The sequence below is a fragment of the Mycobacterium colombiense genome (assembly GCF_001953985.1).
Taxonomy (GTDB): Bacteria; Actinomycetota; Actinomycetes; order Mycobacteriales; family Mycobacteriaceae; genus Mycobacterium; species Mycobacterium colombiense_B.
Genome location: NZ_MBEI01000058.1, coordinates 22,373 through 47,953, shown reverse-complemented (window position 1 = coordinate 47,953; position 25,581 = coordinate 22,373). Strand labels below are relative to the sequence as shown.

Here is a 25,581-nt window from a genome sequence, read left to right as displayed (position 1 = left end):
CGGTCTGCCCGGTTGCGGACAAAGCGATCGGACAAAGCGCCTCTAGATTACCGGCGCCGGCCGCTCAAGGAATCAGACCCGGCTCAGGTGTGCGCGCAGGGCCGAAATCAGCTCGCTGGTGGCGACCATGCTGTCCCCGCCCAGCTGGAACAGATTCGCGAAGCCATGGGTCAGCGAACCCAGGTACCGCAGGTCCACCGCGACCCCGGCGTCCCGCAGCGCCTCGGCGTAGCTCTCGCCCTCGTCGCGCAGCGGGTCGAAGCCGGCGACCGCGATCAGCGCGGGAGCCAGTCCGGCCAGCGATTCGGCCAGCGCCGGGGATATCCGCGGATCGGTGCGGTCGAGCTCGGAGCGCCGCAGATACTGCGATTCGAACCAGTCCATGTCCCGTTTGGTGAGCAGGAAGCCGCGCGAGAACAGGGTCAGCGACCGGGTCTGCGCGGTGAAGTCGGTGCGCGGATAGATCAGCCATTGCAGCACCGGCGCCGGTGCGCCCTCGTCGCGCGCCATCTGGCTGACGACGGCGGCCAGGTTGCCGCCCGCGCTGTCGCCGCCGACCGCGACCCGCCCCGGCGTCGCGCCCAGCTCGCCGGCGTGCCGGTAGGCCCAGGTGAAGGCCGCGTAGGCGTCCTCGATGGCGGCCGGCGCCGGGTGCTCGGGGGCCAGCCGGTAGTCGATCGACAACACGTGGATGCCGGCGTCGCGGCAGGTCAGCCGGCACAGGGCGTCGTGGGTGTCCAGGTCGCCGATCGACCAGCCCCCGCCGTGATAGAAGACCAGCAGCGGCGCCGCCTCGCCGCCCGCCGGACGGTAGTGGCGGGCCGGGATGTCGCCGGCCGGGCCGGGCAGCGACAGCTCGTCGACGTCGACGTGGATCTGCGGACCGGGAAACCCGACGGTCGACTCGCGCATCTGCGCGCGCGAGGCCTGCGGGTCGTCGTCCACGACCAGCCCGTCGATGCCGACGGCGCGCAGGCCCGACAGCATCAGCTGCAACGTCGGATCCAGCGTGTTGCCCTCGATGATGACCGACCGTCCGCGCACCAGCCCTCGCCTGATCGCGGTCGGGATCCACGGGATGACCTTGGCTCCGACGCTGGTGACGGCGCCCTGGATGCGACTGGCTAGCGGCACCGAGGCGCGGTCTGCTCCGACCTCGAGCTCCGGTGCGCCTGACAGAGGCCTGGTCATGGGCAACCCCCTTTAACAACACGTGCTAACGCTCGACGACGAACGGTGGTTACCGCTACCCATCGCCTCAAGGCTTGCCGCCCCACGCGGCCACCAAACGGGCGGTCAGCGCCCGCCGTCGTCGGTTACCTCCCAAATCGACATCGCCGCCGCCCCGCGTCATACGCAAGACCGGCCGAGCGGCTGCCGATTCCGGTGTGCCGCGCGACTAACTGTACGGGGTCGCGTACTCGATGCAGAAGGCGCGGATAGACACCCGTCCAGGTGTTGATTAGGTTGCCTTTACAGACTCGGTAATATCGTGATCCCCAAGTCGGTGAGCTGTCATCGGACTGCGAGCAACTTCAACGTGTTCGATATCGAACTGAGCGCCTCGAACCCGGCGCCGAACGGCGTTGATCTCTCGCTCGATGACGGAACCCGGCTCGGTGCACAATCTCGAACCTTCAATTTCACAGGCAGGTGAATGAATTGGCCGGCGAGTCGGGCTCCGCCTTACCCTCAATTGCTCTCAACGACGAAAACACGATCCCGGCCCTCGGCCTGGGTGTCGCGGAATTGGCGGACGACGAGACCGAACGCGCGGTGTCGGCTGCGCTGGAGGCCGGCTGTCGGCTGATCGACACCGCCGCCGTCTACGGGAATGAAGCCGCCGTCGGCCGCGCGATCGCCGCCTCCGGGATTCCCCGCGCCGAGCTGTTCGTCACCACCAAGTTGGCGACTTCCGACCAGGGCTTCAAGGGTGCGATGGACGCGTGCAGCGCCAGCCTCGAGCGCCTCGGCCTGGACTACGTCGACCTCTACCTGATCCACTGGCCCGCTCCGTCGCTGGGGACGTACGTCAATTCCTTCGGCGGGCTGATCCAGTCGCGTGGGGATGGTCTTGCCCGCTCGATCGGCGTCTCCAACTTCACCGACGAGCACCTGACGACGGTCATCGACCTCACCTTCGTCACCCCGGCGGTCAACCAGATCGAGCTGCACCCGCTGCTCAACCAGGAAGCGCTGCGTAAGACGAACGCCGAGCACAACGTGCTCACGCAGTCCTACACGCCGCTGGCGCTGGGCAAGCTGAATGACAACGCGACGGTGAATTCGGTCGCCGGCGAATACGGCAAGACCGCCTCGCAGGTGCTGCTGCGGTGGAACCTGCAGCTGGGCAACGCGGTCGTCTTCCGGTCGGCCAACGCCGAGCACATCGCCTCCAACTTGGACGTGTTCGACTTCGAGCTGGCCGACGAGCACATGGACGCGATCAACGGCCTCAACGACGGCACCCGGCTGCGCCCGGACCCGGAGACCTACACGGGCTCGTAGCCCGCTATCCCGCCGGGCAGGTCGTTGCGGCCTGCCGCAGCACGCCGGTCGACGCCCGGTCCACCGGCAGCGCGTAGCCGCGCAGCACCGCGATGAACTGCATGGCGTACTGGCAGGCGAACGCCGCGTTCTGCGGCATCCATTGCGCCGGCGGTGAATCGCCCTTGTCCTGATTGGCCTGCCCGTCGACGGCCAGCAGGTTGGCCGGATCGTTGGCGAAACGCAGCCGCTCGGGGGCGGGCCAGCCGCTGGCGCCCATGTCCCAGGCGTAGGCGAGCGGGACGATGTGGTCGATCTGAACGGATTCGCCGACCTTGGGCCCGCGCGCAAACGCGATGGTCTTGTTGGTGTACGGGTCATGCAGCGTGCCGGTGGCCACCGCGTCGGGACACCGCTTGACCGACACATACGTCTTGTCGACGAGATCGCGGTTGAGGATGTCGTTGCGGGTGTCACATCCGTTGTGCCCCATCGGCGCATCGTTGTCGTCGTCCCAGGCGTCGCCGAACGCCGACCGCAGGTAGTCGTAGCGGTGCTGGCGCAGCGGCACGACGGCGACGCCCGCGAGCACGTCGGTGCCGGGCAGAACCGTCGGAACGTCGGCGCGCGCGGCGTATTCGGCCGAATGCCGGGCCGTCGAGGAGCCCACCGTCTGGTAGGCCACCAGCAGCGCGAGCGCCGCCGCCGCGGCCAGCCACAGCAGCACTTTGCGGTTCACGATTTGTCCAGATATTCGATGCGGTCGGTGTCGGTGAATCGCGCTGCCAGCACGGCCAAGCCGGGGTTGGAGCGGTCGTCGGTGTAGGCCTGGACGCAGAAGTCGCGGGCCGCCTCGATGAATTCCTGATGGTCGGCCAGGGACAACAGCCGCAGCGTGATCGCCTTGCCGGACTGGTTGCGGCCCAACACATCTCCCTCCCGGCGTTCCTTGAGATCGAGATCGGCCAGGGCGAAGCCGTCCAGCGTCCCGGCCACCGCGCTCAGCCGCCGCCCGGCCGACGAACCCGGCGCGGACCAGCTGGCGAACAGGCACAGGCTCGGATGCTGACCGCGGCCGATGCGGCCGCGAAGCTGATGCAACTGACTGATCCCGAACCGGTCGGCGTCAATCACCAGCATGACGGTGGCGTTGGGCACGTCGACGCCAACCTCGATGACGGTGGTGCACACCAGAACATCGACCTCGCCGGCCCGAAAGGCCGCCATCGCGGCGTCCTTTTCCTCCGCCGACAACCGCCCGTGCATCAGGCCCAGGCGCAGGTTCGCCAGCTCGCCCGAGCGCAGCCGGGCGTACAGGCCCTCAGCGGTCTCCGGGGCCTTGGCGTTCGGCTCCTGATCGCCCGGGTCGTCGCTCTCGTCGATGCGCGGCGCCACCACGTAGGCCTGGCGTCCGGCCACGACCTCCTCGGTGATGCGCTGCCAGGCCCGGTCCAGCCACGCGGGCTTGTCCTTGACGAAGATGACGTTGCTGGTGATGGGTTGGCGACCGCGCGGAAGTTCGCGCAGCGTCGAGGTTTCCAGATCGCCGTACACGGTGAGCGCGACGGTGCGCGGGATCGGCGTCGCCGTCATCACCAGCAGGTGCGGCGTTACGCCGGGACGGGCCTTGGCGCGCAACTGATCTCGCTGCTCGACGCCGAAGCGGTGCTGTTCGTCGACCACCACCATGCCCAGGTTGTCGAATTCCACCGCGTCCTGCAGCAGCGCGTGGGTGCCGACGATGATGCCAACCTCACCGCCGGCGATCTCGGCGCGGATCTGCTTCTTCTGCGCGGCTGTCATCGAACCGGTCAGCAGCGCCAGCCGGGTCCCGTTGTCGGCGCCACCGAGCTGGCCCGCCATCGCCAACGGGCCGAGCACGTCGCGAATCGACCGGAGATGTTGCGCGGCAAGCACTTCCGTCGGCGCCAGCAGCGCGCACTGATAGCCGGCGTCGACCATCTGCAGCATCGCCAGCACCGAGACGATCGTCTTGCCGGAACCCACCTCACCCTGCAGCAGGCGGTTCAGCGGGCGGGTCGCCGCGAGCCCGTCGGTCAGCACCCCGAGCACTTCGCGCTGCCCCGCGGTCAGCTCGAAGGGTAAGCGCCCCAACAGTCCTGCGGCCAAACCGTCGGGACGCGGCGGTGCCGGCGGGCCCGACTCCGACAGCTCGCCGTGGCGGCGGGCCACCAGCGCCCACTGCAGGCCGACGGCTTCGTCGAAGGTGAGGCGCTCCCGGGCCCGCTGCCGCCGCGGCTCGCTCTCGGCCAGATGGATGTCGCGCAACGCCTCGTCCTCGGAGACCAGGCCGAGCCGGGAGCGCAGTTCCTCGGGCAGTGGATCCGGGACCGGGTCGAGCACGTCGAGCACCTGGCGCACGCACGAAAAGATGTCCCAGCTCTGCAGTTTCGTGCTGGCCGGATAGATCGGGAAGAAATGGCGTTCGTAAGCGTCCAGCAGTTCTTCGCCGCTGGTGGCGCCCGAGGCGTTGGCGATGTTCTTCAGAGATCGGGTCCCGCGGTTGCGGCCATCCGGGGAGTCGAGGATGAGGAACGCCGGGTGCGTCAGCTGCATGACGTTGTTGAAGAAGCCGACCTCGCCCGACAGCATCACCTTGGCGCCCTTGGTCAAATCCTTCTTCAGGTAATTCGCGTTGAAGAACGTTGCGGTCACCTTGTTGCGCCCGGTGCCCAGGGTGATGCGGTGGCACAACCTCTTCGGGGTCTTCTTCATCGGGAACGTCTTGGTCTCGACGATCGTGTCGATGATGGTGATGTGCTCGCCCGTCTCGGGTCGCTCGCCGTCGGCGTCCCACCGGCTGGCGCCCTCGGTGTAGCTGCGCGGGTAGTGGCGCAACAGGTCGTCGACGGTGCGGATGCCGAACACCTCGTCGAGCGGCTCGGCGGCCTTGGCGCCCACGACGAAGTCCAGCCGGTCGCTCAGCGACACCATCGCTACTCGACCCCGATCAGCATCGCGTCACCGTGGTGGCCGGTGCGGTAGGTGATTAGTTCGGTTCCGGGGTGGTGGTCGTGCATGTGCTCTTCCAGGATGTCGCCGACGGCCCCGGTGTCGGTGTCGGCGCCCAGCAGCACCGTCACCAAGTCGCCGCCGGAGGCCAGCAGGAGATCAAGCAGGCCGATCGCCGCCCCGACCGCGTCGGCGGCCACGATCAGCACCTCGTCGCCCGCGATGCCCAGGCCGTCGCCGGGGCGGCAGCGCCCCGCCCAGGTCAATGCGCTCTCGGTGGCGATGCGCACCGAGCCGTGCCGCGCCGCGGCCGGGGTGCGGGCCATGGTGTAGCCGTCGTCCACCGCCTGCCGGTCGGTCTCGTGCACGGCCAGAGCGGCCAGCCCCTGCACCATCGACCCGGTCGGGATCGGCACCACGTCGATCCCCCAGCCGATGGCCGCGGTGCAGCCGGCCACCAGCTCCTCGGCCGCCACATACCCGTTGGGCAGCACCATCACCTGGGCGGCGCCGGTGTCGACGACGGCCCGCATCAGCTGGTGCGCGCTGATGTTGGTGACGGGATCGTGCCCGGCCGGCTCCCGCTGCAGCACGCTGGCGCCCTCGCCGGCGAAAAGGTCGGCCGCGCCGTCGCCGTCGACGACGGCCAGCACCGCGCGCTCCCGCGTCCAGCCGCCGGTGGGCAGCCCGGGGCCGCCGGAGCTCAGGGCCGAGATGACGATCCGGCTGAGCCGCCCGGCCGCCAGCCCCGCCTCCACGGCGGCGCCGTCGTAGTGGGTGTGCACGTGCACCGAGTACGTCCGCTGCGCCGATGACGGCGCCGAGGCGATGCCCACCGAATCACCCAGCTCCCCCAGCCGGTCGCGCAGCGCGTCCGCCGCCGTGGGCTCGCAGCCGTCCAGCCGGTACATCACCTCGAACTGGGGCGCCGGGCGCTGAGCGGAGGCCTCCGGTTGCGGCGCTCGCGGCGACGGCTCGTACACCGTGCGGGCCGGCGCTTGCCCGGTGATGGTGCACCGCAACGCGTCCAGCAGGACCAGCAGACCGCGCCCGCCGGCGTCCACGGCGCCGGCGTCGGCCAGCACGTCGAGCTGTTCGGGCGTCTTTTCCAGCGCCACCACCGCCGCGTCACCGGCGGCGATGACCGCCGGCACCAGCCCGTCCCCGGCATTGGCGCACTGCGCCACCGCTCCGGCGGCCGCCCGCAGCACCGACACGATGGTCCCGGGAACCTCCTCACCGCCCATCGAGCTGATCACCAGCTCCACGCCGCGCTGCAGCGCCGCGCCGAGGACGACGACGTCGATGTGGGCCAGCTCGCCGCCGGCGTCGGCCGCGGCCGTCGCGGTGGCGTCGGCGATGCCGCGCAGGATCTGCGACAGGATCACCCCGGAATTGCCGCGCGCGCCGTTCAGGGCGCCGGTCGACAGCGCCGCCGCGGCCCGCGCCGCGCACGTCGAGCCGCCCTCGGCGCCGACCCTGGCCTGGGCCAAGGCCGAACGCATCGTGAACAGCATGTTGGCGCCGGTGTCGGAGTCGGCGACGGGGAAGACGTTGAGCCGGTTGATCTCGTCGATGTGCGTGATCAGGTCGCTGACGGCGGTGTGCGCCCAGTCGCGCAGGGTGATCGCGTCCAGGAGACGATCCTGCGACGTGTCAGCAGTGCCCAGGGTGACCCACCTCCTCCGCACCAATTCCGGGGTGGGCGCCAGCGTAGCCGTGCGACGGAGCCGCTGCGTTCAGTTGCTCGGCGCCATTGCGAAAGCCTGAGCAGCGAGCATCAGATCCATCTGATCGAGGTGATCCTCGACGCCATTCACCTTCGCAAGGATAAACCGCGGGCGGGCTTAATAGCCCTGCCTGATACCGGGATTGGCCTGTCCCACGAGCATGCGCTGGTTGCTACCGTCGCGGCTCACCCCGTAGCGACTCATCTGATAGTTGATCGACGCGCACGCGGCGGCCACCGGATCCCACGCCGAGTTCGACGTCCCCGCCTGGTGAAAAGCCGCGAAGGTATCGGGCATCACCTGCCACGGCCCGCGGGTCGCGTGTAGCGGGCCTCCGTCGAGCTGGGGCGGCCCGTAGGCATTGCTGTCCGACAGGTTGATCGCGTTCGCGTGGAACTGAGCCTCGTGATCGGCGATGGTCATCATTCCCTCGATCCAATGACCGCGGGCCGGCGCCTCGGTAATGCCTATCCGCGTCAGCGCCTCTTCCAGGTAGCCGCGGACCGCCTCCGGTCCGTCCGGCCACGCTCCCCGACCGTCGAAAGCCACCTCCCGCAGCTTGATCCGGCGCGGTGCGGCAGCAGCCTCCTGCACCGCAGCACGACGACCATCGGGCTGCCACCAAGAGGCTGCGGCGCCGGCCCGGCCGGTCCACGACGCTTTGGGGCCCGGCCCGAAGCCAGCGACCGGGGTATTACCCGAGGTACCGCCTATAGCGACGCTGCCCAGCGCCGTCACCAGCAGATAAGCCGTCGCGAGCCGTCGCAACCGCGATGCCAACCGTCGTACGCCCGCCGGACAGCCCCGTCGGTTTTCGACGCGGGCGCAACCAGCGGTGTTTTCGGCGCGCGCAAACACTCCGCGCACTCCCCTCAAGCCTGCCGATATTTGCTTCCCAGCCTCATCCGCAACTCCGCGCGGGCCGGCACCACCGGGAAGAAAACTTCAGCCACGGCCAGCGCGCCGTCCACGCCTGAGGCGGGACCGCGCCGACCATCGGCGGCGACGCCATCCTAACGGCGGTTTGCCCGAGCAACCCTGATCCGACCGGCAACTGTGATCGACTCCATGTCGACGGTGCGAGGCGTGCCAGCACACAGCCGACCCGGCGTGACCCACGTAATCGCAGGGTCTGCCGGTGGTGACCGTTTTGGTGGTTGCCACCACAGTCGGTATTCTGGTTGAGCCCGGGCGAACCTGGGCTGTCCCGGCCAGATTGCCGGACCCCCGAGATTTGAGGAGCTTGAACAATGGCCGCTGTGTGCGACATCTGCGGGAAAGGCCCCGGCTTCGGTAAGTCGGTGTCGCACTCCCACCGCCGCACCAGCCGCCGGTGGGACCCCAACGTCCAGACCGTGCACGTCGTCGCCCGTCCGGGCGGCAACAAGCAGCGTCTGAACGTCTGCACGTCCTGCATCAAGGCCGGCAAGGTCGTCCGGGGCTAAAGTCGTCCGGGGCTAGGGCCGCAGCTACATCACGATGTGCCCGGCGTCGACGGGCACCGACACGCCCGTCACATAACGTGCTTTCGGGCCGGCCAGCCACAGCACCGCCTCGGTCACGTCCTGCGCTTCGACCAGCGGCACGTCCGGCAGCAGCATCTGGGAGACGGCAGGATTCGGGTTCTCCAGCATGCGGTTGACGACGAAGTCGTTGAGGATCATCGGCGTCATGACACCGGCCGGGTGGATGGAGTTGACCCTGATCTTGTGTGGCGCATAGGCATTGGCGGCCGAACGCATCAACCCCACCACGCCGTGCTTGGATGCGGCGTAGGCGAACATCGCGGAACTGCCGTCGCCGCCCCGCCCGGTCAGACCCTGCGACGAGCTGATCATCACGATCGAGCCGCCCCGGCCCTTGCGGATGATCGACGGCACCGTCGCGAGCAGCGTGTGCCAGACCCCCTTGAGATTCGTGTCCACGATCGAGTTGAACACCGGCTCGGAATGGGCGTCGGCGTCACCGATCGCGACCACTCCCGCGTTGGCGATGACGATGTCCACCTCTCCGATGACGTCGATCGCGCCCTGCACCCCGGCCTCCAGCTGTGCCAGGTCGCGGACGTCGGCGACGACGGGCACGGCCTTGCGCCCGGCGGCTTCGACCAGCCGGACGGTCTCCTCGAGGTCGGCCTTGGTTCCCAACGAGTACGGGATGGCCTCGAGATCGGCGCAGATGTCGACGGCGATGATGTCGGCGCCCTGCTCGGCCAGCGCCACGGCGTGGCTGCGGCCCTGGCCGCGCGCGGCGCCGGTGATCACGGCAACCGTGTCGTCGAATTCACCCATGACTACACCTCCAGTGTCGTGCCGGTCTCGCGCTCGGCGAAGGCCACCAAGCGCCCGGCGGTGTCGTAATCGCATGCCAGCTGCGTGCGGCCGATGAGCACCGGGCCGCCGCGCAGCCCGAACCTGCCGCTGACCCCGACGTAGCTGCCGGGTGGAATCGGCTCGCTGATGCAGTAGAGCGTGGGCGCCGCACCCTCGTCGATGTCGTTGGCCAACCGGTCGGCCACCGCCTTGACCCCCTTGTGGGCCAGCGACATCAGCGGCGAGTCGCCCAGGTTCGACAGGTTGGAGGCCACCCAGCCCGGGTGGGTCAGCTGCGTGACGATCGGCGATCCGGCGGCGCGCAGCCTGCGGTCCAGCTCCAGCCCCCACAGCATGACCGCGAGCTTCGACTGCGCGTAGGCGCCCAACCGCGTCCACTTGTGCTGACGCAGGTGCGGGTCGTCGAGCCGCAGTGTCGCCGACCGGTGCGCGTCGGAGCCGACGTTGATGATCTGCGAGCGCACCTTTCCCAGCAGCAGATTGGTCAGGGCGAAGGGCCCGAGCAGGTTGGTGCCCAGCGTCATCTCGAAGCCGTCGACCGTCTCGGTGCGCCGGTCGGTCAGGGCGCCGGCGTTGTTGATCAGGATGTCCACCGGCTTATCGATCAGGCCCGCGAACGCGCGCACCGACGACAGGTCGGCGAGGTCGAGCTTGACCACGGCGGTCGAGCCGCCCATCGCAGAAATTTCGGCGGCGCGTTGCTCGCCGAGCTGGGTGTTGCGCACGGCCAGGATCACGTGCGCACCGGCTTTGGCCAGCGCCCGCGCGGTGCCGAGCCCGACGCCGTTGGTCGCTCCGGTCACGATCACGCGTTTGCCGGTGAGGTTGCCGAGCCTGCTCGGCGTCCACGGTAAGGTCACGGCGATCAAGAGTAATGGTCGGTTCTATGTAAGTTGGACCGGTTCTGCCAACATTGTTGCGGAACACAGCGGAAGACTCCCGAGGCGGTTCGACAATGAGTGACAGCGCCACCGAGATCACCAACCTCATCTACACCTATGCGCAGCTTCTCGACGGCGGCGATCTGGACGGCGTGGCCCGGCTCTTCGAGCACGGCCGCATCTGCGGGATGGAGGACGGCCCGCCCGAGACGGTGTTCGCCGGTTCCGCCCGGGTGCGGGAGATGTATGACATGGCCACCCGGATCTACGAGGACGGCACCCCGAAGACCAAACACAACACGACCAACGTGCAGCTCTACATCGACGAGGCCGCCGGCACCGCGCGGAGCACCTCGTATTACTGCGTCACGCAGGCCACCCCGGAGCTGCCGCTGCAGGTCATCGTGACCGGGCATTACAAGGACACGTTTCACCGCGTGGACGGGGCCTGGCGCTTCGACAGCCGCACCATGTTCGTCGACCAGGTCGGCGACGTCAGCCAGCACCTGAAGTTCTGACCCGTGGCATCCGCGAGCGCGTCCGACGGCCCGTTCGACCCGGCCGCCGTGCTGGCCGATGCGCAACGCAAGGAAGGCCTCACCGATTGGGGCCCCGGCGAATTCGAGGGCCCGCTGGCCGTGTTGCTGGCCGACTATGCCCGCGCCGACCTCAACGCCATCGGCGTGCACATCCTGCGGTCGGGCATCGTGCACAGCCTGCGGATGCGGCTGCGCGCGCAGGAGTGGATCCGCCGGCATCCGGAGATCCTCGACGAGCGGGTGGCCGCGCCGATCGTCGTCGTCGGGATGATGCGCAGCGGCACCACGCTGCTGCAGCGGCTGCTGGCCGCGGACCCGCGCTTCGTCTGCGCCTACGGCTGGGAAGTGGTCGAGGCCGCGCCACGGCTGGACCACCGGTTCACCGACGCGCCTGATCCGAGGATCGCGATCAGCGAAGCGCGAGAAGCGAAGTCACGCGAACTGGCGCCCGAATTGTTCTCCATCCACCCGATGTACGCGCGGGAGGCCGAGGAGGAGATCGTCTTTCTGGCCGACGCGTTCCTGTCGCACGTCCCCGAATCGGGCGCGCACCTGCCGCACTACCGGTCCTGGCTCGACGAGCAGGACTTCTCCCCCGCCTACGACTATCTGCACCGCATGCTGCAGTTCCTGCAGTGGCAGAAACGGCAAAGTCTTGCCGAGGCGGCTCTGCCGCCTTGGCGCTGGGTGCTCAAATCGCCTGCGCACCTTGGATATCTGGACCTGCTGCGGGCGCGGTTTCCCGACCTGCATATCGTGCACATGCATCGCGACCCGCGCACCACGATCGCGTCGGGGGCCAGCCTCAATGCGACCCTGCACGCGATGCACGCCGATACCGTCGACGCGCACCGGGTCGGTGCGCAATGGTTGCAGCGGATGGGCTGGACCAACGATCGGGCGATGACGGTCCGCGACGGCTGGACCGATGAGGGCGCCGTGGTCACCGACATCGGATTCGACGAGGCGGTGGCCGATCCGATCGGTCAGGTGGCCCGCGTCTACGACGCCATCGGGCTGGCGCTGACGGTAGACGCCGAGGAGGCGATGCGGCGCTGGCTGGCGCACCGCCCCCGGGAGCTGCCGCGCCCGCCCTACGGGCTGGACGCCTACGGACTGCGTCCCGAGCAGGTCGACGAGCGATTCACGTTGTACAACAGGCGTTTTGGACAGCACATCGGAGGAACAGCACATGCCTGACCACCCGGTCGCGACCGTGTCCCAGCACGAACAGGAGCTGGCAGCCCTCGACCTGATCGAGCACCCTACCGTCAAGGCCGCCTACCGAAGCGTCGCCGAGACCTGGCTGGGCCGGGCCAGGGCGTCGGACGCGATGCGGGAACGGTTCGACGAGGCGTTCGCCGAGGTGATGTTCTCGGCGGCGGTTTGGTCGTCCAATCAGGACAAGCTGCGGCCGAAGGTCAGCTGCATCACCCGGCTCGCCCACCCGGTGGACGGCCGCCGCATCCCCGGATCACGTTGGGGCATCGACAATCCCGACAGCGTGTACCGGGTGATCCCGATCTCGGGCGACGAGCGCTACGAGATCCGCGGCCGGGTGGGCGAACACCGCATGACCGAGAACTACTTCACGCTGTGGGATGCGCACATGGGCACGGTCGCCGTACTCAACGGCCGCACCATGCAGGTCGACTCCGATGGCAGCTACACCATCACCGTCGACGCCGACCCCGCCAACGGTCGGCCCAACCACGTGCAGACCACGGCGCAAGCCCACGAGTTCTACATCCGCGACGTGCTGCTGGACTGGGGCCGCGACGACCCCAATCACATTGAGGTGCAACGGCTTGGCGGGCCGCCGGCCACCCCGGCGCGCACACTCGACGAGCAGGCCGAGGCCACGGCCGCGATGATGGACTACTTCGCGAACTTCACCGGCAAGCTCAGCCACGGCGTCTACAAGATGCCCGCCAACCACTTCAACCTCGCCTGGTCGGCCGACAAGGTCGGCGCGATGCGCAACCAGGTCTACGTCATGGGCCGGTTCGACCTCGCCCCCGACGAGGTTTTCGTCGTGGACCTGAACGACGGTGGCGCCGAATACTTCACGGTGCCGCTGAGCAACATCTGGGGCACCACGCTCGATCTCGTCGACCGCACCGGCAGCCTCAACAAGGCGCAGTCGGTGGCAGGCGAGGACGGCTCGTACACCTATGTGATCTCCCCCGTCGATCCCGGCGTGGCGAACTGGATCGACTCCGACGGTCTGCGGGAGGCCATCTTGACCCTGCGCATGGCGGAGTTCGGCGAGGGCGGTCCGCGGGAAAACCTCGGCGCGCGCGGGCGGGTGATCAAGCTGGACCGGCTCGACGCCGAGGTGCCGCACCTGCCGCGGGTGAGCGAGCAGCAGCGGGCCACCGAACTGGCGCAGCGGCGCGCGGCCTATCTGCGCCGCCTGCCGGAAGGGACGATCTGACGATGGCGCGCTGGCTGATCACGGGATGCTCCACCGGCTTTGGACGCGAGATCGCGCGCGCCGCGCTGCAAGCCGGCCACAGCGTGGTGGTGACCGCACGGCGGGTCGAGGCGGTGGCCGACATCGCCGACGAGTTCGGGGATCGGGCCGTCGCGGTGCCCCTCGACGTGACCGACGCAGCCCAGATCGCGGCGGCGGTGTCGGCGGCCGACCAGGCATTCGGCGGAATCGACGTCCTGGTCAACAACGCCGGCCACGGCTACCTGTCCTCGGTCGAAGAGGGCGAGGACGCCGAGGTGCGAAAGTTGTTCGACGTCAATTACTTCGGTGCCGTCGACATGATCAAGGCGGTGCTGCCGGCCATGCGCGCCCGCGGGTCGGGGCACATCATCAACATCTCCTCGATGACCGGTCTGGTGGCCAATCCGCCCAACGCCTATTACTCGTCGACCAAGTTCGCGCTGGAGGCGGTGACCGAGGCGCTGGCCGCCGAGGTGCGCCCGCTGGGCATCAAGGTGACCGCGATCGAGCCGGGCGCGTTCCGCACCGATTGGGCGACGCGATCGATGAAGGAATCCGGCAGCCCGATCTCCGACTACGCCGACGTGGCCGCGCGCAAGGACCTGATCAAGCAGTTCGCCGACCACCTGCCCGGCGACCCGAAGAAGGTGGCCGACGCGGTGCTGATGGTGACCACGCTCGACGAACCGCCGCTGCGGCTGCTGCTGGGCCGCGACGTGCTGAAGGCCATGCGGGACAAGATCACTGCGATGTCGGCGTCGATCGAGGAGTGGAAGGCAGTCACGAAGGACGTCAATTTCGCGGACTCGTAGGTCTTGCCGCGACATATAACCCACGCACACGACACACCGCGAGGGATGTGCCAGGTTTATGTCTCGAGGAGCGGTCGGCGGCTGTCAGTCCCGCACGATCAGGACCGTCTTGCCGGCGCGCCTGCCGTTGCCGCGGCTTTCGTACGCTTCCCGGCCGTCGTCGAGGGCGAACGTCTGGGCGATCGCGACGTGCAACCGGTCGCCGTCGACCAGCGCGGCGAGTTCGTCGAGCTGATCGCGATTCGGCGTCACGATGAAGAAAGTTGCGGTGACGCCGAACTCGTCGGCCCTGCCTTCCGGAGGCGGCGCCGACAACGTGACCAATCGGCCGCCGCGGCGCAGCACGCCGAACGACCGCTCCAACGTCTGACCGCCCACCGTGTCGATGACGACGTCGTAACCGGCGCCGATTTCGTCGAATGCCTCGGTGCGCACGTCGATCACGCGCTGCGCGCCGCACCCGCGCAGGAGATTGGCGGTGTCGCTGCGCACGGTCGCGGTGACCCGGGCACCCAGCATCGCGGCCAGCTGAACCGTCAACAGCCCCACTCCCCCGGCACCTCCGGTCACCAGGACGGCCTCTCCCGGTTGCACCGCGGCGTGGTCGACCAACGCCTGCACGGCGGTCAGGCCGGCCAACGGCAGCGCGGCGGCGACGGCGTGTGACACCGTCGACGGCTTGGTGGCCAGGTCGGCCGCGGGTACCGCGACGAACTCGGCCGCGGCACCGTCGCGGTCGAACCCGATCAACCCGTACACCTCGGCGCCGGGCGCGAAATCCGTGACGTCGGCGGCAACCGCCTTGACGACGCCCGACACCTCGTGCGACGGGATCACCGGAACGCGGCTGGCCCCGTCCCGGATCCAGGTCTCGTCCCACGTCAGCTCGTCGAAGGTGATCCCGGCCGCGTGCACGGCCACCAAGACCTCGCCCGGCGCCGGCACCGGGATCGGCGCCCGTTCGAGCACCAGCTGCTCCGGGCCGCCCCGCTGGTGCGCTCGCAGCGCGGCCATCTCGCTCACGGCAGGCGCCAATCGACCGCGTCGGCGCCCAACCCGGCCAGCAGGTCGTTGGCGCGGCTGAACGGGCGCGAACCGAAGAACCCGCGCGACGCCGACAGCGGCGACGGATGCGGCGACTCGATGGCGACGCAATTTCCCTGGGCGAGAATCGGTTTGAGTGTCGACGCGTCGCGGCCCCACAGGATCGCCACCAGCGGACGCGACCGCTCCGTCAGCGCCCGGATGGCGCATTCGGTCACCGCCTCCCAGCCCTTGCCGCGGTGCGAGGCGGGATTACTCGGGCGCACCGTGAGCACCCTGTTCAGCAGCAGCACACCGCGCTGCGCCCAGGGTGTCAGGTCACCGCAGGAGGGCGGCGGATGGCCCAGGTCCGCGGTGTACTCCTGAAAGATGTTGGCCAGGCTGCGCGGCAGCGGCCGCACCTCGGGCGCCACCGAAAAGCTCAGCCCCACAGCGTGTCCGGGCGTCGGATACGGGTCCTGCCCGACGATCAATACCCTGACGTCGTCGAAGGGATAGGTGAAGGCCCGCAACACATTCGGCCCCGCCGGCAGATACCTGCGCCCGGCCGCGATCTCGGCCCGCAGGAACTGGCCCATCTCGGCGACCTGGTCGGCCACCGGCTGCAGCGCACTCGCCCAGCCCGGCTCGACGAGTTCCCCCAACGGACGCGCGGTCATCATCGGCTCTCCGCGATCGCGTAAACGGTCACCGCGTCACCCTAATACGACTGCCAGCCGGCGTAGCCGCTCCACTCCTGATCGTCGACCAGCACCCGGGCCGGCCCGTCGAGAACCCGCCCGATGATGCGCCAGCCGGCGGGCGCCGGACCGGCGAAACACGCCACCAGGGCGTGGTCCTCCCCACCGCCGAGCACCCAATGCCAGGGGTCGGTGCCGACGGCGGACGCCGCGGCGGCAAGCGCGTCGCGGTCCCCGGCCAGCGCCGCCGTGGACAGATCCATGCCCACCCCCGACGCCTTGGCGACATGACGCAGGTCGGCGATCAGGCCGTCGGAGATGTCGATCATCGCCTGCGCACCCCCGGCCGCGGCTACCGCGCCCTGACCGTAGGGCGGCCGCGGCACCGCATGCCGGCGACGCAGTTCATCGAAGCCGTCAATGCCGTTGCCCCACAAGTCGAATCCCGCGGCCGAGCGGCCCAGGTCGCCGGCGACGGCGATCAGCGCACCGGGCTTCGCGCCCGAGCGCCGCACCGGTGCACGCGCGCCCGGGTCGCCCAGCACCGTCACCGAGATGACCCACTGCGGGCAGTGGACCAGGTCACCGCCGGCGATTCCGGCACCGATCCGCCGCGCCTCGTCCCACATCCCGTCGACGAGGCCGTCCACCTTCGCCGCCGGCGTGTCCCCGGGCGCGCCGAAGGCGACCACGAACGCCGTCGGCCGCCCGCCCATCGCCTCGATATCCGCGGCGTTCTGCGCGATCGCCTTGCGCCCGATGTCGTGCGGCGTCGACCAGTCGAGCCGGAAGTGCCGATCCTGCACCAGCATGTCGGTCGACACCAGGACGCGGCCGTCACCCGAGGACACCAGCGCCGCATCGTCCCCCGGCCCGAGCACGACCGCGGCGGGCTGCTCACGACCCCGCACCAGGCGATCGATCACGGCGAACTCACCGAGTTGCTGCAGCGACTCGCCCGATTCGTCTTGCACGCCACTCACGATAGGGCTCGTGCTGTCGCCCGGACCGCGCCGGACGAACCTTGGGGCTACGCGAGCCGGTTTCGGCCCGAGAATAAATTGGCACCTGGGTAAACGAAGGCGATAGTGGTTAGCGGGGGAAGGAGGTGCGCGGGCGGTGGCAGCCGAATTGGACGCCGATGCCGGGCCGCCGCGCGCGCTGATCATCGTCGCGATCGCGCTGGCCGTCGCGACGATCGGCGTGATCCTGGCCATCGCGGCCACCCGCGAGGCGCCCCCGCGCTCGGTGGCCGTTCCCGAGGTCCCCGCGCCGCAGGCCGACGGCTCCGCGTGCCGGGCGCTGATGGGCGCGCTGCCGCAACGGCTTGGGAACTACCAGCGTGCGCCGCTCGAGCAGCCGGCCCCGCAGGGCGCCGCCGCCTGGCGCAGCGGCACGGACAGTGACCCGGTGGTGCTGCGTTGCGGGCTGGACCGCCCGGCCGAGTTCGTCCTCGGCTCCCCGATTCAGGTCGTCGATCGGGTGCAGTGGTTCCAGGTTCGTGCCGAACAACAATCCGCCGGGGACGCGGGCAGATCCACCTGGTACGCGGTGGACCGCGGAACCTATGTGGCGCTCACGCTGCCGACCGGATCGGGCCCGACGCCCATCCAGCGGCTGTCCGAGGCGATCGCCCACAGCATCCCGGCGGCGCCCATCGACCCGGGCCAGCCCCGCTAGCGTCGGTCAGCGCAGGCCGACGCCGCGGGCCAGCGCGGTCTCGACCATCGTCGCCAGCAGGGTCGCGTAATCCACGCCGCTGGCCGCCCACATCCTCGGATACATCGAGATCGTGGTGAAGCCCGGCATGGTGTTGATCTCGTTGAGCACCGGCCCGTCCTCGGTGAGGAAGAAGTCGACCCGGGCCAGCCCCTGGCAGTCGATGGCCTTGAACGCCCGGACCGCCAATTGGCGTACCGTGTCGGCGATTTCGTCGTCCACCTTGGCGGGCACATCCAATTCGGCTGCGTCGTCGAGGTATTTGGTGGAGAAGTCGTAGAACGAATCCTCGCGGCCGCGCACCCCGGCCACCCGGATCTCGCCGAGCGTGCTGGCTTCGACTGTGCCGTCTGGCTTTTCGAGCACACCGCATTCCAGCTCGCGGCCGACGATCGCCGCCTCGACAATGACCTTGGGGTCGTGGCGGCGCGCGACGGCGATCGCGCCGTCCAGCTGATCCCAGCTCGACACCCGGCTCACACCGATCGAGGAGCCGCCGCGTGCGGGTTTGACGAACACCGGCAGGCCCAGCCGCTCGCACTCCTCGGGGCGCAGCCTCGAACGCGACGGGCGCAGCACCGCGTAGTCGCCGACAGGCAATCCCTCGGCGGTGAACAGCTTCTTGGTGAACTCCTTGTCCATGCCGGCGGCGCTGGCCAGCACGCCGGCCCCCACGTACGGCACACCGGCGAGTTCCAGCAGACCCTGAATGGTGCCGTCCTCGCCGTAGGGACCATGCAGCACCGGAAACACCACGTCGACCGAGGCCAGCACCTCACTGGCGCCCGGTGCCAGCGACACCAGCTGGCCGCTGCGCCGGGGATCGGCCGGCAGCGCCAATTCGGTGCCGGATTCGGCGGTCACCTCGGGCAGTTGGCGGTTGGTGATCGCCAGCGCGGCGGGGTCGCCGTCGGTGAGCACCCAGGAACCCTGCGGGGTGATGCCGATCGCGACCACCTCGAACCGTTCGGGGTCCAGGTTGCGCAGAATGCTGCCCGCCGAGACGCACGAGATGGCGTGTTCGTTGCTGCGCCCGCCGAAAACGACCGCGACGCGCACCCGATCGCCACCCCGCGAGCTGGGGTGCGGCGTCGACCGCTCGCTGGCATTCACAATCTCAAGAGGCTACCGGGTGGCACCCGAACCGGTCGGGTGACGGGCCTTTGCCTGGGCTTTTCATATCTTCGGCGTCGCTTATTCGGGCTTGGTGCTGCGGCCCAGGAGCAGGGCCATCGCCTCGTCGACCGACAGCCCTTTGTGGCATACGCGGTGCACGGCGTCGGTGAGGGGCATCTCGACGTCGTAACTGGCGGCCAGCGCCAGCACCGACTCGCAGGACGTCACACCCTCGACGACGTGCCCGTCGCCGCCGTCGGGGGTGCCCGCCAGCAGCGACTGGATCGTCGCTCCCCGGCCGAGCCGTTCGCCCAGGGAGCGGTTGCGTGAGCGCGGTGAGCTGCAGGTGGCCACCAGGTCGCCGACGCCGGCCAGCCCGGCCAGCGTCGCGCCCTTGGCGCCGAGCGCAATGCCCAGCCGCATGATCTCGGCCAGGCCGCGAGTGATGATCGCCGCCGTGGTGTTCTCCCCGAGCCCGACGCCGACGGCCATCCCGCACGCGAGGGCGATGACGTTCTTGCAGGCCCCGCCGATCTCGGTGCCGACCACGTCGCTGTTGGTGTACGGGCGGAAGTATCCGCTGTTCAGCATGCGCTGCAGGGCGACGGCCCGGCCCGAGTCGCTGCACGCGACGACGGTGGCGGCGGGCTGGGATGCGGCGATCTCGCTGGCCAGGTTCGGCCCCGAGATCACCGCGACCTGGGACGGGTCGACGCCGGTGACCGAGACGATGACCTGGCTCATCCGCATCAGCGTGCCCAGCTCGATGCCCTTGGCCAGGCTGACCAGGGTCGCGCCCCGGTGGATCAGCGGCGCCCAGCGCTCGAGATTGCCGCGCATCGTCTGCGCCGGCACGCCCAGCAACACCGTTGAGGCGTCGTGCAGCGCTTCGGCGGCGTCGGCGGTGGCGCGGATGCCCGGCGGCAACGCCGTGCCGGGCAGGTAATCGGGGTTGTGCCGGGTGGAATTGATCTGCTCGGCGAGCTCGGGCCTGCGGGCCCACAGCGTGACCCTGGCCTCCGGTCCCCCGGCCTCGACCAGCACCTTGGCCAGCGCCGTTCCCCACGCCCCGGCACCCATGACCGCGACGGCACCCGATGATGCGCTGGTCATGTACCACCCCCTGTCCGTGGTCGGTGTTGCTCACGCGGCAGGCGCGGCCGCTACACCCTAGATCAGCGACGGACCGGGCGTCACGCGAGCCAGCGTGTCCGCGCGTGGGGCGAATCGCCCCCGGCTCGCGAGCGATCCGCGGCGCGGCGCTGGCAGGATGACATCTCATGAGCGGCATACGGGCCGACGGCGCGGCCAACGGCGCAGGCGACGTGGCGTTGATCATCGCCGTCAAGAGGTTGGCCGCGGCCAAGACCAGGCTGGCCCCGGTCTTCTCGGCGCGCACCCGGGAAAGCGTGGTGCTCGCCATGTTGATGGACACGCTGACCGCCGCCGGACGTGTCCGATCGCTGGGCTCGATCACCGTGATCACGCCCGATGACGCCGCGGCGGCCGCGGCCACCGAGCTGGGCGCCGACGTGCTCGCGGATCCGACGCCCGAGGGCCACCCCGATCCCCTGAACAACGCCATCGCCACGGCGGAGCGCGCGGTGGGCAGTTCCTTCGCCAATGTCGTTGCGCTGCAAGGTGATTTACCCGCACTGCAGACCCAGGAGCTGAACGAGGCGATCGCCGCCGCACGCCAGCACCGGCGCAGCTTCGTCGCCGACCGGCTGGCGACGGGCACCGCGGCACTGTTTGCGTTCGGCAGCCCGCTCGATCCCCGGTTCGGGTCCGATTCCTCGGCGCGGCACCGCAGTTCGGGCGCGATCGAGCTGACCGGCGCCTGGCCCGGCCTGCGGTGCGACGTCGACACTCCCACCGACCTCGCCGCCGCCCGCCGCCTCGGGGTGGGGGCGGCGACCGCCCGGGCCATCGCGCCGCACTGATTTCGATCACCCTGGACAAATCTGTCCGATGGGTGAACGTCGTCCCAACGGCGAATGGATGTCCCCCGAGCGCTAGCAGCACCCGCGCGTGATGCGCGATGATCGCAGGGTGACTGAAATCGAAGCTGAGGCGCGACCCGACGAGAATTTGTGGCATTCGGGCGACTCGGCCGTGGCGGCACCACCGGCTGCGACCCAGGCCGCGCTGACCGATCTGCCGGACGATCGTTACCTCAACCGCGAACTGAGCTGGCTGGACTTCAACGCCCGCGTGTTGGCGCTGGCCGACGACAACTCGTTACCGCTGCTGGAACGCGCCAAGTTCCTGGCAATCTTCGCCTCCAATCTCGACGAGTTCTATATGGTGCGCGTCGCCGGCCTGAAACGCCGCGACGAGATGGGGCTGTCGGTTCGGTCCGCCGACGGTTTGACGCCGCGCAAGCAGCTCGCCCTCATCGGGGAACAGACTCAGCGGATCGCGACCCGGCATGCGCGGGTGTTCCTCGATTCGGTGCGGCCGGCGCTCGCCGAGGAGGGCATCCACATCGTCACGTGGGCCGATCTCGATCAGGCCGAGTGTGACGAATTGTCGAGCTATTTCACCGAACAGGTGTTCCCCGTCCTGACACCGCTGGCCGTCGATCCCGCGCACCCGTTCCCGTTCGTCAGCGGGCTGAGCCTGAACCTGGCGGTCATGGTGCGCCAGCCCGAGGACGGCGGGCAGCACTTCGCGCGAGTCAAGGTGCCCAACAACGTCGATCGCTTCGTCGAACTCCCCGCCATCAACAGCGATGACGGCTCGGGGCGGACCATCGTCCGCTACCTGCCGATGGAAGAACTGATCGCCGCCTTCCTTCCACTTCTGTTCCCGGGCATGGAAATCGTGGAGCATCACGCTTTCCGCATCACCCGCAACGCCGACATGGAAGTCGAAGAAGACCGCGACGAGGATCTGTTGCAGGCGCTGGAGCGGGAATTGGCGCGCCGGCGGTTCGGCCCGCCGGTGCGACTCGAGATCGCCGACGACATGACCGAGGGCATGCTGGAATTGCTGCTTCGCGAACTCGACGTGCATCCCGGTGACGTCATCGAAGTGCCGGGCCTGCTCGACCTTTCGTCGCTGTGGCAGATATACGGCCTGGACCGGCCGGCGCTCAAGGACCCGGCGTTCGTGCCGGACACCCATCCCGCCTTCGCCGACCGCGAATCTCCCAAGAGCATCTTCGCGACGCTGCGCGAGGGCGACGTCCTGGTGCATCACCCGTACGACTCCTTCTCCACCAGCGTGCAGCGCTTCATCCAGCAGGCCGCCGCGGACCCCAACGTGCTGGCGATCAAACAAACGCTGTACCGCACTTCCGGTGATTCGCCGATCGTGCGGGCGCTGATCGAAGCGGCCGAGGCCGGAAAGCAGGCAGTGGCACTCGTCGAGATCAAGGCGCGCTTCGACGAACAGGCCAACATCCGTTGGGCGCGCGCACTCGAGCAGGCGGGCGTGCATGTGGTCTACGGGCTCGTCGGCCTCAAGACGCACTGCAAGACCTGCTTGGTGGTGCGTCGCGAGGGTTCGGCGATCCGGCGGTACTGCCACATCGGAACCGGCAACTACAACAGCAAGACCGCCCGCCTGTATGAGGATGTCGGCCTGCTGACGGCGAGCCCCGACATCGGCGCGGACCTCACCGATTTGTTCAATTCGCTTACCGGCTATTCGCGTAAGGTCTCCTACCGCAATCTGCTGGTGGCGCCGCACGGAATTCGCGCCGGCATCATCGAACGCGTCGAACGCGAAATCGAAGCGCACCGTGAACGCGGCAACGGGCGTATCCGCCTGAAGATGAACGCGCTTGTCGACGAGCAGGTGATCGACGCGCTGTATCGAGCCTCGCAGGCGGGGGTTCGGGTCGAGGTCGTGGTGCGCGGCATCTGTGCGCTGCGCCCGGGCGCCGAGGGTTTCTCCGAAAACATTTTCGTCCGCTCCATTCTCGGCCGCTTCCTGGAGCACTCGCGGATCATCCATTTCCGCAACATCAACGAGTTCTGGATCGGCAGCGCGGACATGATGCACCGCAATCTCGATCGGCGGGTGGAGGTGCTGGCTCAGGTCAAGGACCCCAAGCTCACCGTCCAGCTCGACGAATTGTTCGAATCCGCACTGGATCCGTCGACCCGCTGCTGGGAATTGGGGCCCGACGGGCAGTGGACCCCGTCGCCACAGGAAGGCCATACCGTGCGTGACCACCAAGTATCTTTGATGGAGCGCCATCGCAGTCCCTAGCTCTGTGCGGTGACTTCCGGTTGTTTCTCCGGGCCGCACCCTGATCAAGCGTGCGGCCCTCGAGGTGAATTGATCTGCAGGAGTTGAGGTGCCGACCCAGAATTCGTCCACCGCTCGGCGCTCGGGAAGCCGAGTCGTCTATGCCGCCGGCGCGGTGCTGTGGCGCCCCGGCAGTGGCGACGCGACTGACCACGACGTCGAGATCGCCGTCATCCACCGTCCCCGGTACGACGACTGGTCACTGCCCAAAGGCAAGGTGGACCCCGGCGAGACGGCCCCGGTGGCCGCCGTGCGCGAGGTGCACGAGGAGACGGGTCAGCACGCCATCCTCGGCAGGCGGCTCGATTTGGTGAGCTATCCAATCGACCAGGGCGTCAAAAAGGTTTACTACTGGGCGGCCCGCGCCACCGGCGGCGAATTCGTGCCGGGCCACGAGGTGGACCGGTTGCTCTGGCTCCCGCTCGCCGAGGCGATGCAGCGGCTCGACTACACGCAAGACCGAAAAGTGTTGCGCCACTTCAATAAAAAGCCCGCCGATACGCAAACCGTGTTGGTGGTCCGGCACGGCACGGCCGGCCGCAAATCGCGTTTCTCCGGCGATGACGCCAAGCGCCCGCTGGACAAACGGGGCCGCGCGCAGGCCGAGGCGCTGGTCCCACAGCTCCTGGCCTTCGGTGCCTCGCAGGTGTATGCGGCCGACCGGGTCCGCTGCCACCAGACGGTGGAACCGCTCGCCGAGGACTTGAGCGTGCCCGTGCAGAACGAACCGACCCTCACCGAAGAGGCCTATGCGAAGAACGCGAAACGCGGACGCCACCGAATGCTCGACATCGCCGAGCAGAAAGGCACTCCGGTTGTCTGCACGCAGGGCAAGGTGATTCCGGACCTGATCGCGTGGTGGTGTGAGCGCGACGGCGTGCGGCCCGACAAGTCGCGCAACCACAAGGGCAGCACCTGGGTGCTGTCGCTGTTAGACGGGCGATTGGTGGCCGCCGACCACATCGGCGGTGCGCTGGCCGCCAACGTCCGGGCCTAGCGCGATGGCGGCGGCCCGCCGCTAGACAACACGAATACCCTTCGGGGGCACCGCTGCCGCCCGAAGGGTATTCGTGTCTAGAACTTGACTCCGCTTACTTGCGACCGCGACGCGCGGTCGTCTTCTTGGCGGCAGCCTTGCGGGCCGGAGCCTTGCTCGCAGCCTTCTTGGCCGGAGCCTTGGTCGCGGCCTTCTTGGCCGGAGCCTTCTTGGTCGCGGCCTTCTTGGCCGGGGCCTTGGTCGCGGCCTTGCGCACCGGAGCCTTGGTCGCGGCCTTCTTGGCCGGGGCCTTGGTCGCGGCCTTGCGGGCCGGAGCCTTCTTGGCCGCGGCCTTCTTGGCCGGAGCCGCTTTCTTGGCCGCCGACTTCTTGGCCGGAGCCTTCTTCGCGGCGGTCTTCTTGGCCGCACCACCCGCTACCACACCGCGCTTGACGGCCGGGCCGTCCGACGGGAGGCGCTGTGCGCCAGACACAACCGCTTTGAACTGAGCACCGGGGCGGAACGCCGGGACGGACGTCGGCTTCACCTTCACCGTCTCACCGGTCCGCGGGTTGCGGGCCACCCGCGCTGCGCGGCGCCGCTGTTCGAACACACCGAACCCGGTGATAGTGACGCTGTCGCCCTTGTGTACCGCACGCACAATGGTGTCGACAACATTCTCGACCGCGGCGGTCGCCTGTCGACGGTCCGTGTTCAATTTAGTTGTGAGCACATCAATGAGCTCTGCCTTGTTCATCAATCCCTCCGACACTAGTGGTCCTCGATTTGAACCGACTAGTGGACACGGTAAACCCTCACCCAGCAAATTTCCAAGAGCCACGCGCAATTTCAGGGCAAGGCGTCCGCCGATTTCGCAATCTGGTTGCCGCCCTTGACCGGTGGGGGCGTTAAAAATCGGCTCGGTTTAGTTAGCCGATCAAGCAGAAAATCGGCGCCGGCCGACTACTCAAGAGGTGGGCAGAGTGCGCGGTTTCCACTCCGGATACTCGATCTCGAATGACTCGATTTTGTCGAGTTTCCGCAGCGTAAGGGCTATATCGTCAAGGCCTTCGAGTAGTCGCCATGCGGTGTGGTCGTCAATCTTGAACGGCAGCACCGTCGTTCCCGCGGTGATATTTCGATCTTGAAGATTGACAGTGATTTCCAAGCCCGGGCTCTGCTCGATGAGCTTCCAGAGCAGCTCCACACCGTCCTGAGAAACTTCGGCCGCCAGCAGCCCCGCCTTGCCCGCGTTGCCCCGGAAAATGTCACCGAATCGAGACGAGATGACGACCCGGAACCCGTAGTCCATCAGTGCCCACACCGCATGCTCGCGCGATGACCCCGTCCCGAAATCGGGCCCCGCGACTAGCACTGACCCCCGGTCAAAGGGGCTGAGGTTGAGCACGAATGACGGATCCGACCGCCAGCTGGCGAACAAGCCGTCCTCGAAACCGGTTCGGGTGACACGCTTCAAATACACCGCCGGAATGATCTGATCGGTGTCGACATTGGAGCGCCGCAGCGGCACACCGATACCGGTGTGGGCGTGAAATGCTTCCATGCTCATCCC

At 68.7% G+C, this 25,581-nt stretch carries 24 protein-coding genes and 1 pseudogene; 11 read left to right on the top strand and 14 right to left on the bottom strand.

From position 1 onward, the window contains the following. Positions 1-72 precede the first annotated feature (72 nt). Positions 73-1,191, bottom strand: a complete 1,119-nt coding sequence (locus A5732_RS17460; protein WP_076102867.1) for an alpha/beta hydrolase — start codon at positions 1,189-1,191, stop codon at positions 73-75. Positions 1,192-1,443: 252 nt separating this feature from the next. Here A5732_RS17460 and A5732_RS27635 point away from each other — a divergent pair. Beyond that, positions 1,444-1,657 (top strand): annotated as a pseudogene (locus A5732_RS27635) (aldo/keto reductase); the annotation flags it as partial. A 5-nt stretch (positions 1,658-1,662) separates the two neighbouring features. Next, positions 1,663-2,508 carry an aldo/keto reductase gene (locus A5732_RS17455; protein ID WP_076051958.1) on the top strand — a complete coding sequence of 282 codons (846 nt, stop codon included), beginning with the start codon at positions 1,663-1,665 and terminating at the stop codon, positions 2,506-2,508. A 4-nt stretch (positions 2,509-2,512) separates the two neighbouring features. Here A5732_RS17455 and A5732_RS17450 read toward each other — a convergent pair whose 3' ends face one another. The 4 genes from A5732_RS17450 to A5732_RS17435 form a co-directional block, all read right to left on the bottom strand. Further along, entirely contained in the window at positions 2,513-3,226 is a 714-nt protein-coding gene (locus A5732_RS17450; protein WP_076102866.1) for an HNH endonuclease family protein, read from the bottom strand. Then, entirely contained in the window at positions 3,223-5,442 is a 2,220-nt protein-coding gene (gene recG, locus A5732_RS17445; protein WP_076102865.1) for an ATP-dependent DNA helicase RecG, read from the bottom strand. Before recG ends, A5732_RS17450 begins: the two co-directional genes overlap by 4 nt. Positions 5,443-5,444: 2 nt before the next feature. Next, positions 5,445-7,130, bottom strand: a complete 1,686-nt coding sequence (locus A5732_RS17440; protein ID WP_142256638.1) for a DAK2 domain-containing protein — start codon at positions 7,128-7,130, stop codon at positions 5,445-5,447. 177 nt (positions 7,131-7,307) lie between these two features. Beyond that, a complete protein-coding gene (locus A5732_RS17435) occupies positions 7,308-7,931 on the bottom strand; it encodes a hypothetical protein (RefSeq protein WP_436971834.1) in 624 nt (207 codons plus the stop codon). Positions 7,932-8,440: 509 nt separating this feature from the next. Between A5732_RS17435 and rpmB the strand changes: the two genes are divergently transcribed. Then, complete coding sequence (rpmB, locus tag A5732_RS17430; protein ID WP_064950728.1) at positions 8,441-8,635, top strand: 50S ribosomal protein L28; 195 nt, start codon at positions 8,441-8,443, stop codon at positions 8,633-8,635. Positions 8,636-8,659: 24 nt separating this feature from the next. Here rpmB and A5732_RS17425 read toward each other — a convergent pair whose 3' ends face one another. After that, positions 8,660-9,481, bottom strand: coding sequence for a mycofactocin-coupled SDR family oxidoreductase (locus tag A5732_RS17425; protein ID WP_076051666.1), 822 nt, complete (start codon positions 9,479-9,481; stop codon positions 8,660-8,662). A gap of 2 nt (positions 9,482-9,483) precedes the next feature. Next, positions 9,484-10,383 carry an SDR family NAD(P)-dependent oxidoreductase gene (locus A5732_RS17420; protein WP_076103027.1) on the bottom strand — a complete coding sequence of 300 codons (900 nt, stop codon included), beginning with the start codon at positions 10,381-10,383 and terminating at the stop codon, positions 9,484-9,486. Positions 10,384-10,478: 95 nt separating this feature from the next. On the opposite strand from A5732_RS17420, the gene A5732_RS17415 reads away from it, so the two are divergent. Genes A5732_RS17415 through A5732_RS17400 form a run of 4 tightly spaced genes read left to right on the top strand, consistent with a single transcriptional unit; the run spans position 10,479 to position 14,213 of the window. Next, entirely contained in the window at positions 10,479-10,922 is a 444-nt protein-coding gene (locus A5732_RS17415) for a nuclear transport factor 2 family protein (protein WP_076051665.1), read from the top strand. A 3-nt stretch (positions 10,923-10,925) separates the two neighbouring features. Further along, complete coding sequence (locus tag A5732_RS17410; protein ID WP_076102863.1) at positions 10,926-12,143, top strand: sulfotransferase family protein; 1,218 nt, start codon at positions 10,926-10,928, stop codon at positions 12,141-12,143. Further along, the gene (locus tag A5732_RS17405) at positions 12,136-13,380 is read left to right on the top strand and encodes a hypothetical protein (protein WP_076102862.1); all 1,245 of its coding nucleotides are present in this window, start codon (positions 12,136-12,138) and stop codon (positions 13,378-13,380) included. Before A5732_RS17410 ends, A5732_RS17405 begins: the two co-directional genes overlap by 8 nt. 2 nt (positions 13,381-13,382) lie before the next feature. Then, a complete protein-coding gene (locus tag A5732_RS17400; protein WP_065054394.1) occupies positions 13,383-14,213 on the top strand; it encodes an oxidoreductase in 831 nt (276 codons plus the stop codon). A gap of 84 nt (positions 14,214-14,297) precedes the next feature. Here the strand turns inward: A5732_RS17400 and A5732_RS17395 are convergent, their stop codons facing one another. The 3 genes from A5732_RS17395 to A5732_RS17385 are packed head-to-tail and all read right to left on the bottom strand — an operon-like array spanning position 14,298 to position 16,911. Continuing rightward, complete coding sequence (locus A5732_RS17395) at positions 14,298-15,227, bottom strand: NADP-dependent oxidoreductase (protein ID WP_076051148.1); 930 nt, start codon at positions 15,225-15,227, stop codon at positions 14,298-14,300. Between the two features lie 5 nt (positions 15,228-15,232). Continuing rightward, on the bottom strand, positions 15,233-15,916 hold the full coding sequence (locus A5732_RS17390) for a uracil-DNA glycosylase (RefSeq protein WP_076103026.1): 684 nt from the start codon (positions 15,914-15,916) through the stop codon (positions 15,233-15,235). A gap of 41 nt (positions 15,917-15,957) precedes the next feature. Further along, positions 15,958-16,911 (bottom strand): thiamine-phosphate kinase, encoded by a 954-nt coding sequence (locus A5732_RS17385; protein ID WP_171975043.1) that lies wholly within the window; start codon positions 16,909-16,911, stop codon positions 15,958-15,960. A 145-nt stretch (positions 16,912-17,056) separates the two neighbouring features. Between A5732_RS17385 and A5732_RS17380 the strand changes: the two genes are divergently transcribed. Further along, a complete protein-coding gene (locus A5732_RS17380) occupies positions 17,057-17,617 on the top strand; it encodes a DUF3515 domain-containing protein (RefSeq protein WP_076102860.1) in 561 nt (186 codons plus the stop codon). 6 nt (positions 17,618-17,623) lie between these two features. On the opposite strand, the gene A5732_RS17375 is transcribed toward A5732_RS17380, so the two are convergent. Together A5732_RS17375 and A5732_RS17370 are read right to left on the bottom strand one after the other, a co-directional pair. Continuing rightward, positions 17,624-18,769: a D-alanine--D-alanine ligase family protein gene (locus tag A5732_RS17375; protein WP_076102859.1), complete on the bottom strand. Its 1,146-nt coding sequence runs from the start codon at positions 18,767-18,769 to the stop codon at positions 17,624-17,626. Between the two features lie 81 nt (positions 18,770-18,850). Then, on the bottom strand, positions 18,851-19,885 hold the full coding sequence (locus A5732_RS17370) for an NAD(P)H-dependent glycerol-3-phosphate dehydrogenase (protein WP_076051139.1): 1,035 nt from the start codon (positions 19,883-19,885) through the stop codon (positions 18,851-18,853). A 167-nt stretch (positions 19,886-20,052) separates the two neighbouring features. Here A5732_RS17370 and cofC point away from each other — a divergent pair, with 167 nt between their 5' ends. The 3 genes from cofC (at position 20,053) to A5732_RS17355 (ending at position 24,029) form a co-directional block, all read left to right on the top strand. After that, a complete protein-coding gene (gene cofC, locus A5732_RS17365) occupies positions 20,053-20,715 on the top strand; it encodes a 2-phospho-L-lactate guanylyltransferase (protein WP_076051138.1) in 663 nt (220 codons plus the stop codon). Between the two features lie 88 nt (positions 20,716-20,803). Next, positions 20,804-22,993: an RNA degradosome polyphosphate kinase gene (locus A5732_RS17360; protein ID WP_076051137.1), complete on the top strand. Its 2,190-nt coding sequence runs from the start codon at positions 20,804-20,806 to the stop codon at positions 22,991-22,993. 88 nt (positions 22,994-23,081) lie between these two features. Then, entirely contained in the window at positions 23,082-24,029 is a 948-nt protein-coding gene (locus tag A5732_RS17355; protein ID WP_076051136.1) for an NUDIX hydrolase, read from the top strand. 94 nt (positions 24,030-24,123) lie between these two features. Here the strand turns inward: A5732_RS17355 and A5732_RS17350 are convergent, their stop codons facing one another. Beyond that, complete coding sequence (locus A5732_RS17350) at positions 24,124-24,765, bottom strand: HU family DNA-binding protein (RefSeq protein ID WP_076051135.1); 642 nt, start codon at positions 24,763-24,765, stop codon at positions 24,124-24,126. Positions 24,766-24,975: 210 nt separating this feature from the next. Beyond that, positions 24,976-25,572, bottom strand: a complete 597-nt coding sequence (gene leuD, locus A5732_RS17345; protein WP_076103025.1) for a 3-isopropylmalate dehydratase small subunit — start codon at positions 25,570-25,572, stop codon at positions 24,976-24,978. Positions 25,573-25,581 lie beyond the last annotated feature (9 nt).